At 64.9% G+C, this 12,961-nt stretch carries 13 protein-coding genes; 7 read left to right on the forward strand and 6 right to left on the reverse strand.

The features are described from left to right. The first annotated feature begins 265 nt into the window (after positions 1-265). Positions 266-1,231, forward strand: a complete 966-nt coding sequence (locus AC5Y2L_RS14345; RefSeq protein WP_499935902.1) for an Acg family FMN-binding oxidoreductase — start codon at positions 266-268, stop codon at positions 1,229-1,231. A 22-nt stretch (positions 1,232-1,253) separates the two neighbouring features. Continuing rightward, the gene (locus AC5Y2L_RS14350; RefSeq protein WP_499935901.1) at positions 1,254-1,685 is read left to right on the forward strand and encodes a pyridoxamine 5'-phosphate oxidase family protein; all 432 of its coding nucleotides are present in this window, start codon (positions 1,254-1,256) and stop codon (positions 1,683-1,685) included. Here the strand turns inward: AC5Y2L_RS14350 and AC5Y2L_RS14355 are convergent. Then, positions 1,680-2,099 (reverse strand): group III truncated hemoglobin, encoded by a 420-nt coding sequence (locus AC5Y2L_RS14355; protein WP_499935899.1) that lies wholly within the window; start codon positions 2,097-2,099, stop codon positions 1,680-1,682. The two genes, AC5Y2L_RS14350 and AC5Y2L_RS14355, sit on opposite strands and share 6 nt — an antisense overlap. Positions 2,100-2,101: 2 nt before the next feature. Further along, positions 2,102-3,493 (reverse strand): WS/DGAT/MGAT family O-acyltransferase, encoded by a 1,392-nt coding sequence (locus AC5Y2L_RS14360; protein ID WP_499935898.1) that lies wholly within the window; start codon positions 3,491-3,493, stop codon positions 2,102-2,104. A gap of 192 nt (positions 3,494-3,685) precedes the next feature. On the opposite strand from AC5Y2L_RS14360, the gene AC5Y2L_RS14365 reads away from it, so the two are divergent. Then, positions 3,686-4,684 (forward strand): Acg family FMN-binding oxidoreductase, encoded by a 999-nt coding sequence (locus AC5Y2L_RS14365; protein ID WP_499935897.1) that lies wholly within the window; start codon positions 3,686-3,688, stop codon positions 4,682-4,684. Here AC5Y2L_RS14365 and AC5Y2L_RS14370 read toward each other — a convergent pair. The 3 genes from AC5Y2L_RS14370 to AC5Y2L_RS14380 are packed head-to-tail and all read right to left on the reverse strand — an operon-like array spanning position 4,664 to position 7,848. Continuing rightward, on the reverse strand, positions 4,664-6,364 hold the full coding sequence (locus AC5Y2L_RS14370; RefSeq protein WP_499935895.1) for a GAF domain-containing sensor histidine kinase: 1,701 nt from the start codon (positions 6,362-6,364) through the stop codon (positions 4,664-4,666). The two genes, AC5Y2L_RS14365 and AC5Y2L_RS14370, sit on opposite strands and share 21 nt — an antisense overlap. A 10-nt stretch (positions 6,365-6,374) precedes the next feature. Beyond that, the gene (dosR, locus tag AC5Y2L_RS14375) at positions 6,375-7,022 is read right to left on the reverse strand and encodes a hypoxia response regulator transcription factor DosR/DevR (RefSeq protein ID WP_499935894.1); all 648 of its coding nucleotides are present in this window, start codon (positions 7,020-7,022) and stop codon (positions 6,375-6,377) included. A gap of 22 nt (positions 7,023-7,044) precedes the next feature. Then, positions 7,045-7,848, reverse strand: a complete 804-nt coding sequence (locus tag AC5Y2L_RS14380; protein WP_499935893.1) for a universal stress protein — start codon at positions 7,846-7,848, stop codon at positions 7,045-7,047. A 293-nt stretch (positions 7,849-8,141) separates the two neighbouring features. On the opposite strand from AC5Y2L_RS14380, the gene AC5Y2L_RS14385 reads away from it, so the two are divergent. The 3 genes from AC5Y2L_RS14385 to AC5Y2L_RS14395 are packed head-to-tail and all read left to right on the forward strand — an operon-like array spanning position 8,142 to position 11,806. Further along, on the forward strand, positions 8,142-10,385 hold the full coding sequence (locus AC5Y2L_RS14385) for a nitric-oxide reductase large subunit (protein WP_499936187.1): 2,244 nt from the start codon (positions 8,142-8,144) through the stop codon (positions 10,383-10,385). A 3-nt stretch (positions 10,386-10,388) separates the two neighbouring features. Continuing rightward, on the forward strand, positions 10,389-11,027 hold the full coding sequence (locus tag AC5Y2L_RS14390) for a hypothetical protein (RefSeq protein WP_499935891.1): 639 nt from the start codon (positions 10,389-10,391) through the stop codon (positions 11,025-11,027). After that, positions 11,009-11,806 (forward strand): slipin family protein, encoded by a 798-nt coding sequence (locus AC5Y2L_RS14395; protein WP_499936185.1) that lies wholly within the window; start codon positions 11,009-11,011, stop codon positions 11,804-11,806. Before AC5Y2L_RS14390 ends, AC5Y2L_RS14395 begins: the two co-directional genes overlap by 19 nt. Positions 11,807-11,811: 5 nt before the next feature. Here AC5Y2L_RS14395 and AC5Y2L_RS14400 read toward each other — a convergent pair whose 3' ends face one another. After that, on the reverse strand, positions 11,812-12,132 hold the full coding sequence (locus AC5Y2L_RS14400; RefSeq protein ID WP_499935890.1) for a hypothetical protein: 321 nt from the start codon (positions 12,130-12,132) through the stop codon (positions 11,812-11,814). 23 nt (positions 12,133-12,155) lie between these two features. Here AC5Y2L_RS14400 and hisN point away from each other — a divergent pair, with 23 nt between their 5' ends. Then, positions 12,156-12,944 carry a histidinol-phosphatase gene (gene hisN / locus AC5Y2L_RS14405; RefSeq protein ID WP_499935888.1) on the forward strand — a complete coding sequence of 263 codons (789 nt, stop codon included), beginning with the start codon at positions 12,156-12,158 and terminating at the stop codon, positions 12,942-12,944. The last annotated feature ends 17 nt before the right edge of the window (positions 12,945-12,961 follow it).

Raw genomic sequence — 12,961 nt, forward strand, 5'->3', positions numbered from 1 at the left:
CAGAATGCCAGAGAATTCGGCTTTTGCCGCATTTTGTTTGCGGATGCCCGCTGGAGCGGCGGAGCTCTTCACAATTGTCACTCGGCTACCAGAAAGAGGGTGGCATCGCGTGCTCGAATTCGATAGCGCGGGCGATATCAAGCTGCAGCGGCAGTGGATTCGGCCCCGGTCAGCCGTGAAATTCCCTGCTGTGCAATCCACTTGACTCGACTGAGAGGACCAATGGCCCTATCGACGCGCACCAAGCGTCCATAACGTAAAGCATGTGGACATCGAGGTTCTCGAAAACGCAGTTCTGCTGGCTTGCCGCGCGCCGTCGGTCCACAATAGCCAGCCGTGGCACTGGGTGGCCGACGCTAAAGCGCTCCACTTGTTCGTCGATCATCACCAAACCGTGCCTGCCACAGACCATTCCGGTCGGCAAGCGCTGCTGAGTTGTGGTGCTGCGCTCGATCACCTGCGCATCGCGATGACGGCTGCGCATTGGACAGCCGACATCACTCGGTTTCCCAACCCGAACAACCGGGGACATTTGGCCACCGCCGAATTCCGCCCTATCGATCACGTCACCACTTCACAGCGAAACCGCGCCGAGGCGATTCTGCACCGGCGAACGGATCGGCTTCCGTTTCGGTCCCCCGACTTCTGGGATGTGTTCGAACCTGTGCTGCGAAGCGGTCTCGATGAGGCCGAGGTGATGCTCGACGTCCTCGCCGACGATCAACGGCCACGACTCGCAAGGGCATCACAACTCAGCGCGGCACTGCGACGCGACGACGCGTCGTACCACGCTGAACTGCAATGGTGGACTTCGCCGTTCGTGCTGGCGCAGGGTGTGCCCCCGGACGCGTTGGTGTCCGATCAGGAACGTCTGCGGGTCGACGTGGGCCGGGATTTTCCCGTCCGCAGCCGGCAAGACCGTCGCCCCCAAATCGGGGCCGACGAGTCGAAAATGCTTGTGCTGTCTACGCCTGAGGACACCCGGCTCGACGTGTTGCGGTGCGGCGAGGTGCTGTCGACAGTATTGCTGGAATGCACCATGGCCGGCATGGCGACCTGCCCGTTGACCCATCTGATCGAAACGAGCGAAAGCCGCGACATCGTGCGCGGGCTCATCGGCGGACGTGGCGAGCCACAGGTTGTGATCCGCACCGGCATTGCACCACCGATGGAAGATCTCCCGGCCCCGACACCGCGGCGGCCGTTGGAGTGTGTGCTAGAGATTCGTTAAGCGTTCGAGAAAGGTTGAGTCCATGGCCGAGGAGCCCGTCACCATCCTGTCCGAAGACGAAAGCTGGCGCCGGTTGGGCGGTGTCGCGCTGGGCCGACTGGTTACCACGTTTGCCGGCGAGCCCGAGATCTTTCCGGTCAACTATGCCGTCCAGGGCCGGACCGTGTTGTTTCGGACGGCCGAGGGCACCAAATTGTTCTCGGCCGTGGCCAGCAACACCGTGCTGTTCGAGGCCGACGACCACGACGTCGCCGAGGGCTGGAGCGTGATCGTCAGGGGTCGCGCAAAGCTGTTGCGTACCGATGCCGAGATCGCGGAAGCCGAACGCGCGCAATTGATGCCGTGGACCGCGATGCCCAAGGTTCACTTCGTACGGGTGACACCGTCCGAAATCACCGGCCGTCAGTTCAGGTTCGGTCCCGAACCAGACCCGCACGCCAGCTTCGCGTCATGAGCGTGCGAGCAAGGCATCGAGCTCGGTCGCGGCAACACCGGTAAGCCGGCGCTGCATCGCCCACGCGATCCGGGTCGCCTGGACTTTTGCCCGCTCGGCCGTCGTGCCCTGATACATCTCGTCGACGGTGTCGTGCCAGATCCTGAGCCAGCGCACAAAATGGCTTGCGGACAGTGGGGTCCGCTGGTGCACGTCACGATGCGCGACGAGTGCGCTGCCCCGGTAGCGCCCGGCGCGGAACAGCACGGTCTCCCAGAAGTCGCACATTGTCGGGAGGTGTGCGTCCAGTCCCCTCGTCCGCAGGTCGGCGAACGGGGCCGCCAGCACATCGTCGCCGAAGACCCGGCCGTAGAAGCGTCGCAGCAGCGCTTCCACGTCCGAGCGGTCGACGATATCGATAACCGGCACAGTCATGGTCACACGACGAGGGACAGTGGTCCGCGGGTGCGAGAAGCATTGCGCCGCTTACTGATCCCTACCAGACGAGCTACCGCGGCTTCGATCCCGCGAGCCAATTGGTCGGCGTCGGCAGCCACGTCGTAGTCGGTGAGAATCCCGAAGAACAAGTGGTCGGCGTAGCTGAGCATCGCGACGCCGGTCCGCAGGTGCATCGCCAGCGGCGAAACGGGAAACACCCCGAGCACCCGCTTGCCCATCATCCGGAGTGGACGGCGCGGTCCCGGCACATTGGTCGCCACGGTCACCACACCGCGCTGCGGCAGCCGCATCAGCAGCCCGGCAGTCCACGCGGTCAGCGCGAAGGGCATGCGATTCGCCAGGGACACAAACACGTTCCCGGCCTGCCGCTGGCCGCCGGCCTTGGTCCGATCCATTCGCGCATGTACGGTCCGCAGCCGCTGCACCGCATTGTCTTCGTCGACCGGCAGGTTCGGCAGCATCACCGACACCCGGTTGTCGGTCTTGTCGAATGCGTCGGCGGCCCGCATCGAAACCGGCACCAATGTTCGCAGGGATTCAGGCGTCGGCTGCTCGCCACGTTCGAGCAGAATGTTGCGGTAGCTTTCGGTAATCGCCGCCAGCGCAACATCATTGATCGTCACACCGAATGTCTGGCGCACCTCCTCGATGTCGCTCAGCGCAACGCGTGCCGCGCTGTAGCGACGCATGGTGCTCAGCGGTCCGTTCAGGGGCGACGGTGCGGGGCTCAGCAATCCGGCGGCTATCTCGCCAGCGCCCTGCGCGGCCCGCACCATACCCGCCATGAGCGCACCCGGCGCCTTCCACACGCGACCCAGCACAGTGATCGGATCCGACCACGCCTTCTCAGGCTCCTGGACGCCCGCGGCCGTGCGCAAGCGATGCGCATAGCTCTCGCTGATGCCGTTATCGCACATGCCGGCGAGCATGTGAGCGGCCGCGATTCCGTCGGCCATGCAGTGGTGCACCTTGGTCAGCATCGCCCACCGATCGTCGGTGAGTCCCTCGATGACCCAGAGCTCCCACAGTGGTCGATCGCGGTCCAGGCGCCGCGCCATCACATCGGCGATCACTCGGTGCAGCTCACGTTCGTCGCCGGGATGCGCCAGGGCGATGCGCCGCACGTGGCGCTCGATGTCGAAGTTCGGATCGTCAATCCATTCCGGAGCGCCGAGATCGAACGGACGCAGTCGCAACCGCTGACCGAACCGGGGGCAGGCCCGCATCCGTTGACCGACCTCCGCCACCAGCGCGTCCTGCTCGGGTGCCGGTCCTTCGATGACCGCGAGGCCGCCGATTGCCAGACTCACCCGCCGATCGGCGTCTTCCGCCTTGAGGAACCCCGCATCGAGTGTGGTCAGCTGGTTCATGATTGACGACCTCCCTGCGGGCTTACTGCAACTCTCAGTACCACTTTCGTCTGATGGCGGCGGCTCGGGCAGGGCCGAAAGTCCTTCACTGCCGAAGGCTTCCTGCCCTGCCGCGATCGGCCGGACCGGACGATCCTTGATGTCATGGCTACAGGTGTCGACATCAGGGCTTGTCTGAGCAGAAAGGCAGCCATGGACGCTGAATTCCCCGACGCCGAGACGCTTCGGACAGTCCTCACGCTGGCCACTCGTGCCCCGTCGATCTACAACACACAACCGTGGCGGTGGCGCGTTGGCACCGCGAGTCTGGACTTGTACTCCGAGCCGGAAATGCAGTTGCTAGGCACCGACCCGGACGGGCGTGATCTGATTGTGAGCTGCGGCATCGCGTTGCATCACTGCGTTGTCGCGTTGGCGTCGATGGGCTGGCAAGCCAAGGTGCACCGCCTGCCCCAGCCCGACGACCCGCGGCACCTCGCCACGATCGAGGTCCGGCCGCACACCCCGGATCAAGCCGACATCGCGCTGGCGGCGGCCATACCGCGGCGGCGAACCGACCGTCGGACCTACAGCTCCTGGCCGGTGGCCGGCGGAGACATCGCCCTGATGGCCGCCCGGGCGGCTCGAAGCGGGGTCATGCTTCGGCAGGTTGACGCCCTGGACCGGATGAAAAATATTGTGACGCAAGCTGTCTGGAACCACATGTCCAGTGACGACTATCTGCGTGAGCTCACCATGTGGAGCGGCCGGTATGGCTCGGTGGCGGGCGTCCCGGCCCGGAACATACCGCCCACCGACCCCGGCGCACCCATTCCCGGCCGCGTGTTCGCCGGACCGGGACTGGCCCAACCGTCCGGCGCCTCCCCCGCCGACGACAACGCCGCGCTGCTGGCGCTGGGCACCGAGAGAGACGACCGATTGGCCCGGTTGCGCGCCGGCGAGGCCACCAGCGTCGTGTTGCTGACAGCCACGGCGATAGGACTGGCGAGCTGTCCCATCACCGAACCGCTGGAAGTCCGCGAAACCCGCGAGGCGATCCGCGCCGACGTCTTCGGCGAAAGCGGCTACCCGCAGATGCTGCTGCGCGTGGGCTGGGCACCGATCAATGCCGATCCGTTGCCTGCCACGCCACGGCGCACGCTCTCCCGCGTGGTCGAGTGGCCTGAGGGGTTACTGGACGAGCGGCGCTGACCAGCGCAAGAATGTTCCGTGGCCGGCGGGCAGGGTCTCGACGGTGAATTCACCGCCCACCTGCTGCGCGCGCCGCTGCAGATTCGTCAGACCGCTGCCGGTGAACTCGTCAGGCATCCCCCGTCCGTCGTCGCTCACCTCGATGCTCAGGTCGTCTTCGACGCTGACCCGAACGGTCAACGTGGTGGCCTGCGCATGCCGTGCTGCGTTGCTCACCGCCTCGCGGACCACTGCCTCGGCGTGGTCGGCCAGCGCGCCGCCGACCACCGACAACGGCCCGACGTACTGGACGGTGGTGCGCAAACCCGATCCGGCGAATTGTGCCACCGCCTCGTCGATGCGCTGCCGCAGCCGGGTGATGCCTTGCGACGCCCCATGCAAGTCGAAGATTGTGGTCCGGATTTCCTGGATGACGGCCTGAAGATCGTCGATGGCTGCCGAGAGTCGTTGCTGCACTAGGGGTTCACGCGTCCGGGGAACGGCGCCCTGCAAGGAGAGGCCGACGGCGAAGAGCCGCTGGATGACGTGGTCGTGCAGGTCGCGAGCGATGCGGTCGCGGTCGGTGAGCACGTCGAGTTCGCGCATCCGCCGCTGTGAGGTGGCCAGCTGCCAAGCCATCGCGGCCTGATCGGCGAATGCGGCCATCATCTCGAGTTGTTCATCGCTGAATGAACTCTGCCGGCCTTGCCGCAACACGACGACCACACCGGCGACGGTGCCGGTTGCGCGCAGCGGTAGCAACAGCGCCGGACCCGGGTCAACCAGACCGTCCAGATCTATCCGGTCCACCCGCCGCGGAGTGCCATTGACGAAAACTTCCCCGACCGGGGTACCAGTCACCGGAATCACCTGCCCGGCAGCGGCATTGGCGGCCACACCCGTAGCTTCGATCACCAGCAGCTCGCGCGCTGCCGGCGCGTCCTCGTCCGGGACGGCCACCAACGCCGCGTCCGCCCCGGTGAGCTTCAGCGCCTCCTCGGCGACGAGGCGGAAGACCGTCGCGGGTTCGGTGCCGGACAACAACTCCGTCGCGATATCACGGGTGGCCTCGATCCAGGACTGCCGTGCCCTGGCCTTCTCGTAGAGCCGGGCGTTGGCGATCGCGATACCAGCGGCCGAGGCCAGCGCCTGGACCAGTACCTCGTCGTCGTCGCTGAACGGCTGGCCGGTGGTCTTGTCGGTGAGGTAGAGCGTGCCGAGCGATTCGTCGCGTACCCGAACCGGCACCCCCAGGAAGGTCCGCATCGGCGGGTGGTTCGGCGGAAAACCGACCGAGGCGGGGTGCAGCGAGATATCGTCCAGCCGTAGGGGTTTGGGCTCGTCGATGAGCAGGCCGATGATGCCGAGACCTTCGGGCAGGTGGCCGATCCGCCGGACGGTTTCCTCGTCGACCCCCTCGTAGACAAAGTGCAGCACTTTGTTGTCCCGCCCGTGCACCTCCAGGGCGCCGTAGCGGGCATCGACCAGATCGGTTGCCGAGTGCACGATCGAGCGCAGCGTCGCGTTGAGCTCCAGCCCCGAGGTGACCACCAGCATGGCCTCCACCAGACCGTCCAGCCGGTCCCGGCCTTCGACGATTTGCCCCACGCGGTCTTGGACTTCCACCAAGAGCTCGCGCAAGCGTAACTGCGACAACGTCTCGCGCAGGCGGCGCACACTCGCATCGTCGGTATCGGTCATGCCGGGCAATTCATCCGTCGCCCGGACGTGAGCGCTTCAATTCCGTTGCGAATACCGCAGCCTGCGTTCGGCGTTCCATGCCCAGCTTGGCCAGCAACCGGGATACGTAGTTCTTCACCGTCTTCTCGGCCAAAAACATCCGGTCGGCAATCTGCTTGTTGGTCAGCCCTTCGCTGAGCAAACTCAGCAGCGTCCGCTCCTGATCGGTCAGACCCGACAGCGGGTCGTGCTTTTCGTTCTCTCCGCGCAGTTTCGCCATCAGCGCGGCCGCGGCGCGATTGTCCAACAGGGACCGACCGGCACCGACGTCTTTGACGGCACGCGCCAATTCCATCCCTTTGATGTCTTTGACGACGTACCCGCTGGCGCCGGCCAGGATCGCGTCCAGCATCGCCTCGTCGGACGTGTACGACGTCAGGATCAGGCAGCGCAGATCCGGCATGCGCGACAACAGATCTCGGCACAACTCGATGCCGTTCCCGTCGGGCAGTCGCACATCGAGCACCGCAACGTCCGGGCACGCCGCGGGAATCCTGGCCATCGCCTCGGCGACCGACCCTGCTTCTCCCACGACATCGAGTTCGGGATCGGCGCCCAGCAAGTCGATCAACCCACGCCGCACCACCTCGTGATCGTCGACCAAGAAGACCTTTACCAAGGCGCCTGCTCCTCACGGTCCCTTACAAATTGCCGCAGCGTACGGTCAGCATCGAACATCCCGCGGTGTAGGCACCACACAGGTGCCTGGCTGCGTGTGCGTCAGTGACGAACACCCGGCCGCAATCCGCGTTGCGCTCCAGGTAGTGCGCGACACTCTCGGTTATGACGGTCGGCTCGACCCGCACGTCCGGGTACAAGCGTGTCCAGCGGGCCAGCCGGTGGTCCAGTTGCGTTCGCGCTGATCGGTTTTCGCACTCCGACTCATGGGCGTCGCCAACGTGCGCGGAGATCACGTGCAGCGGAACTCCCCGCAGCCTGGCCTCCTCGAACGCGTGTCGCAGCACCACACCATTGTCCACTCCTGCGACAACGGCACCGATTTGGGGGCCACCGGAAGCATCGAGCGGTCGGTGGATCACAGCAACGGAGCACAGGGCCGATCCGGCCAGGGTCGCCGCAACGGTGCCTTCGCCGCGGCAAGCGTGGTTGAGCCCGATCGAGCCGACACAGATCATCGCCGCCGACCTCGACTCCTGCATCAGCTTGGTCAGCGGCCTGCCCCAAAGGATTTCGGTTTCCATCTTCACCGGCTTGCCGGTGGCGTCGACCGCCCGGTATGCCTCGTACAGCGCCGCCCGGGCGATGGTCTGCCGGCCGTCGTAACTGCCGCCACCCGAGACCTGCAGCGGGTCGATGACATAGACCAGGCGCAGCGGGATGTCGCGGCTCACCGCCTCGTCGACGGCCCATAGCGCCGCATGAATCGCCGCGCGGGACCCGTCCACGCCCACCACGACTGCCGGGGCTGATTGAATGGTGCTCATCGCGGACTCCTTTGCCGAGCGTTTGGTTCGAAATTCACGCTATTGAGCGAGAGCCGTATTCCGTAGTGGGCATTAGTCCTCAATTAAGGGCCATTGGTCCCTTTGACAGGTATGCATCGAAAACTAGGGTTGTCGCCACGGCAGTACCCAGGTTCGGCGTTGTCGCGTGAATATCGCCCGGCAGTCGCCCCTCGTCACGAGAGGTCGTCGCAGTGTCCATTCGGCAAACCGAGCAGCAGCCGTCATCCCAACCACTGGTCAGTAAAGGCTGGATCCAGGGCGTCGCCCTGGTCATGATCTTCGGCTTTCTGGTGATGGGCATCCTGGCGTATCGCACCTATACGGCGTCGATGCCCATGCCCGACAAGGTAGTCAGCGAGTCGGGCCAGCAGCTGTTCACCGGCGACGACATCACCAAAGGCCAAGAGCTGTACCAGGCCCGCGGACTGATGCAGTACGGCTCGGTCCTGGGCCATGGGGCCTACCTCGGGCCCGACTACACCGCCGAATATCTGCGCATGGCCACCGACGACGTCGCCGGTCAATTCCGCGCGCAGGGCGTGACCGAGCCACACGACCGCGTGGTCAACGAATTCCGGACAAATCGGTACCACCCCGACACCAAGACGTTGGTGTTCACCGACCGGCAGGCCGCGGCGTTCGACCGAATCCAACGCCACTACGCAGCATATTTCGGTGAAAACTCCACCAAATACGGTTTACTGCCGCAACTGATCACCGATAAAGCACAAATTCGCCAACTGACCGCGTTCTTCGCCTGGACGGCATGGGCCGCCGCTGCCGACCGTCCCGGTCACAAGTACAGCTACACCAACAATTGGCCCGCAGAACCGCGAGTCGACAACGGCCCGACCGCCTCGGTGGTCGTGTGGTCGGCACTCTCGCTGATCGCACTGCTGGGCGGCATCGGAATCATGTTCGCCGTCTACGGACGCTGGAGTCAGAAGGTGGGCTGGCACAGTGCCGAGACATCCACGCTGTCGTTTCGCCAGCCGGGCGAGGTGGGCCTGACACCGGCGCAGCGGGCCTGCATCTGGTTCTTCGCGATTGTGTCGCTGCTGTTCCTGGCTCAGACGCTGCTGGGCGCTGCGGCCGAACACTATCGGGCTGATTTGTCGACCTTCTTCGGCATAGACCTGGCCCGTCTGCTGCCGTACAACCTGGCCCGCACCTGGCATTTGCAGCTCGCGCTGTTCTGGACCGCGGCAGCGTTTCTGGCCGGCGGCATCTTCCTGGTGCCGTTCATCGCCCGTCGGGAGCCGAAACGTCAAGGGGTACTGGCTTACGTGCTGCTTGGCGCGGTCGCAGTAGTGGTGTTCGGTTCGCTGATCTGCGAAGCGCTCTCCATCTACGGCGTAATCCCCCCGGGCGGGTTGCTTTCTCAGCAGTGGGAGTATCTCGACCTGCCGCGGCTGTGGCAGATCCTGCTGATCGTCGGGATGTTCGTGTGGATCGCGATCATCTGGCGCGGCATGCGTGCCCGGCTCAAAGGCGAGTCGAAGATGAACATGCCGTGGCTGTTCTTCTTCTCCGGCCTGGCGATTCCGGTGTTCTACACGGTGGGGATGCTGGCCCCCAGCGACAGCCACTACACCGTGGCCGACTTCTGGCGGTTCTGGGTGGTGCACCTGTGGGTCGAGGACTTCCTCGAACTGTTCACCACCGTGATGGTGGCCTACATGTTCGTGCTGCTCGGTGTGGTGCGCGAACGAATTGCATTGGGCGTCATCTTCCTTGACATCATCCTGTATTCCGCCGGCGGTGTCATCGGCACCATGCACCACCTCTACTTCTCCGGCACTCCGGTCGAGCACATGGCGCTGGGCGCGTTCTTCTCGGCGGCCGAGGTGATCCCGCTGACGTTCCTGACGGTCGAGGCGTGGGCGTTCCTGCAGCTGGGTGCGCGTCAGCAGTCCGGTGACGCCAAGCCGTTCCCGCATCGCTGGGCAGTCATGTTCTTGGTCGCGGTGGGCTTCTGGAACTTCTTGGGAGCAGGCATCTTTGGGTTCCTGATCAACCTGCCGGTGGTGTCCTACTACCAGATCGGGACCGCGCTGACGGCAAATCACGGACACGCCGCGATGATGGGCGTGTACGGCATGCTCGCCGTCGGTTTGGCCATGTTCGCCTTCCGCTATGTGATTCCGGCGGAAAAATGGCCGGACAGGCTGGCGCGAATCTCGTTCTGGTGCATGAACATCGGCCTGGCATGGATGGTGTTCGCCACCTTGCTGCCGCTGGGGGTGCTGCAGCTGTTCCACTCGGTCAACGACGGCTACTTCGAGGCGCGATCGCTGGGTTACATCACCAAGCCGGGCAACGCCGTCATCGAATGGCTGCGGATGCCCGGAGATGTGATCCTCATCGTCGGTGGCGTCCTGCCGTTCGTCTGGATCGCGTGGACGGCACTGCGTCATTTCCGCTCGGGCACCATTTTGGAAGAGATGCCGGAACATCCGCTCTACACCGAGCCCGCCGCGGAGGCCGACGAGGCTCCGATCGAAGCGAGGGACTGACGGATGTCCGCGCCGGGCACGTCGGTTTGGCTGGTCGCCGGCTACTCGCTGGTCCTGCTGATCTTCGGATGGAGCTTCGACGCGATGGCGCGGCGCGCTTCGGTGCATGCAGCGCGTTGGCGCACAGGCCAATTCGTGTACCGGCCGGACCACGACGCATGGGTGTGTCCGCAGGATCACTGGCTGTGGCCGAGTTCGTTCGACCCCAAGCACCGGGTAATGCGGTACCGGGCGCTGCCGGTGGTCTGCAACAGCTGCCCGGTCAAATCGCGTTGCACCACATCGGATCACGGCCGCGAGATCAGTCGCGAGATCGACCCGTGGCCGCATTCGGATGCCGGGCGTTTCCATCGCGGGATCGCCTGCTGCGTGGCGGCATTGGGTATCGTGATGCCCTTGGCGACCTTGATTTCCAGCCATTCGGTCAGCGACGTGCTGGTGCTGACGGGCACCGTGGTCGTCGTCCTGCTGCTTTCACTGCCGCTGGCGCGCCATCTGTGGAACACTCCCTCCAATGCACCGGACCACCTCCCGCATCGAACCGCGCTGGAGGATCAGGTGGCCGCCGCCATCAACCGATACTCCACGCGATGGGGCGGCCGGGAAGGTAAGGAGGACAAGACATCGGTACCGGAGCAGTGATCGGCGTTGTCGCCGCGGCAATCGCAGTGCTGACAGTGGTCGCATTTTTCTCAGCGACCGTACTTCGCGAGTACGAGCGCGGGGTGGTATTCCGGATGGGTCATGTCCGGCGTCTGTACCAACCCGGCCTTCGATTCCTTATTCCGTTGGTGGACAGGCTTATTCGGGTAGATCAGCGACTGGTGACCTTGACCATCCCACCCCAGGAGCTGATCACCCGCGACAATGTGCCGGCCCGCGTCAACGCGGTCGTCATGTTCGCCGTGGTAGATCCGCTGAAAGCGATTCTGGCGGTGGAGAACTATGCGGTGGCGACTTCGCAGATCGCGCAGACAACCCTGCGATCGCTACTGGGCCGGGCCGACCTGGACACCCTGCTAGCCCATCGCGAAGACCTCAACAGCGATCTGCGCACCATCATCGAGAAAATGACCGAACCATGGGGCGTGCAGGTTCGGGTGGTGGAAATCAAGGATGTCGAGATTCCCGAGTCGATGCAGCGCGCGATGGCCCGCGAAGCAGAAGCCGAACGCGAACGGCGCGCCAAGGTCATCAATGCCCGTGGCGAGCTGCAGGCCTCGGAGGAGCTGCGAGAAGCCGCGGAAACTCTTTCCAAGAGCCCGGCCTCACTGCAGTTACGTTATCTGCAAACGTTATTGGAGCTGGGGGCGGACCAAAATTCGACAGTGGTCTTCCCGCTCCCGGTCGACATCATCACCCCGTTCCTACGGCACCCGGAACTGCTGCGCAGCGTCGCCGAGAGCTTCCAAAGCCGCTGAGTCGGCTAGGTGGGCGGCTCGGACGGTGCCAACCACCACTTGTCGGGATTCTTGGGCGAATACACGACCGGCATCAACTGGCCGATGGTCGGCCAGTTTTCGACGTCGACGGCCATGCGCTGATATACCGCGTACTCGTTGACGGTGGGACCGTTGATGACACCGGCGATGGTGACGAACTGCTCACCGTCGGCGTCCGGCCGGGGGCTTACTCCGGTGACCAGCAGCGTGCCGGCCACCTGGTCACCCCGCGGGCGGCGGAGCCAGGGCGCAAGGTAAGTCACCAGAATGGCGACCAACAGGATCAGAAGGAGGAATTCCCACATCAGGCAATGGTAGGACTGCTGACATGACCCACCCCGATCTGACGCTGGCGCTGACGCTGGCCGACCGTGCTGACGCGTTGACCACAACCCGGTTCGGCGCACTCGACCTGCATGTCGACACCAAGCCGGATCTGACGCCGGTGACCGACGCCGATCGGGCCGTCGAAGCCGCCCTGCGCGAGGTGCTCGCCCGCGACCGGCCCGAGGACAGCGTCCTGGGCGAAGAATTCGGCGGCACAAGCACTTTCAGCGGTCGGCAATGGGTGATCGATCCGATCGACGGTACCAAGAACTTCGTGCGCGGGGTGCCGGTGTGGGCCAGCTTGATCGCGTTGCTGGACGACGGCGTTCCGTCGGTGGGCGTGGTGAGCGCACCGGCCCTGCAGCGGCGGTGGTGGGCGGCGCGCGGCCTGGGAGCGTTTGCAGCTCTGCAGGGCGCACGGCCCAGGCGGCTGTCGGTGTCGTCGGTGTCCGAGCTGAGTTCGGCGAGCCTGTCGTTCTCCAGCTTGTCGGGCTGGGCGCAGCTGGGATTGCGCGAACGCTTCGTCGAGCTCACCGATGCCGTGTGGCGGGTACGCGGCTACGGCGACTTCCTGTCCTACTGCCTGGTGGCCGAAGGCGCCGTCGACATCGCCGCCGAACCCGAGGTGTCGCTGTGGGACCTGGCGGCCCTCGACGTCCTGGTGCGGGAGGCCGGCGGACGATTTACCGCCCTGGACGGCACCGCCGGCCCGCATGGGGGAAGTGCCGTGGCGACCAATGGCCTACTACACGAGCAGGTGCTGAACAGGCTTAACGCGCCCGGCGTGTGAATTAATTAACACGCGAC

The sequence above is a fragment of the Mycobacterium sp. NGS66 genome (assembly GCF_059812225.1).

Coding starts and splice junctions, on each gene's coding strand:
- AC5Y2L_RS14350 (WP_499935901.1), top strand. CDS start 1,254: ATGGCCGAGGAGCCCGTCACCATCCTGTCCGAAGACGAAAGCTGGCGC.
- AC5Y2L_RS14355 (WP_499935899.1), bottom strand. CDS start 2,099: ATGACTGTGCCGGTTATCGATATCGTCGACCGCTCGGACGTGGAAGCG.
- AC5Y2L_RS14360 (WP_499935898.1), bottom strand. CDS start 3,493: ATGAACCAGCTGACCACACTCGATGCGGGGTTCCTCAAGGCGGAAGAC.
- AC5Y2L_RS14365 (WP_499935897.1), top strand. CDS start 3,686: ATGGACGCTGAATTCCCCGACGCCGAGACGCTTCGGACAGTCCTCACG.
- AC5Y2L_RS14370 (WP_499935895.1), bottom strand. CDS start 6,364: ATGACCGATACCGACGATGCGAGTGTGCGCCGCCTGCGCGAGACGTTG.
- AC5Y2L_RS14380 (WP_499935893.1), bottom strand. CDS start 7,848: ATGAGCACCATTCAATCAGCCCCGGCAGTCGTGGTGGGCGTGGACGGG.
- AC5Y2L_RS14385 (WP_499936187.1), top strand. CDS start 8,142: ATGATCTTCGGCTTTCTGGTGATGGGCATCCTGGCGTATCGCACCTAT.
- AC5Y2L_RS14390 (WP_499935891.1), top strand. CDS start 10,389: ATGTCCGCGCCGGGCACGTCGGTTTGGCTGGTCGCCGGCTACTCGCTG.
- AC5Y2L_RS14400 (WP_499935890.1), bottom strand. CDS start 12,132: ATGTGGGAATTCCTCCTTCTGATCCTGTTGGTCGCCATTCTGGTGACT.
- hisN (WP_499935888.1), top strand. CDS start 12,156: ATGACCCACCCCGATCTGACGCTGGCGCTGACGCTGGCCGACCGTGCT.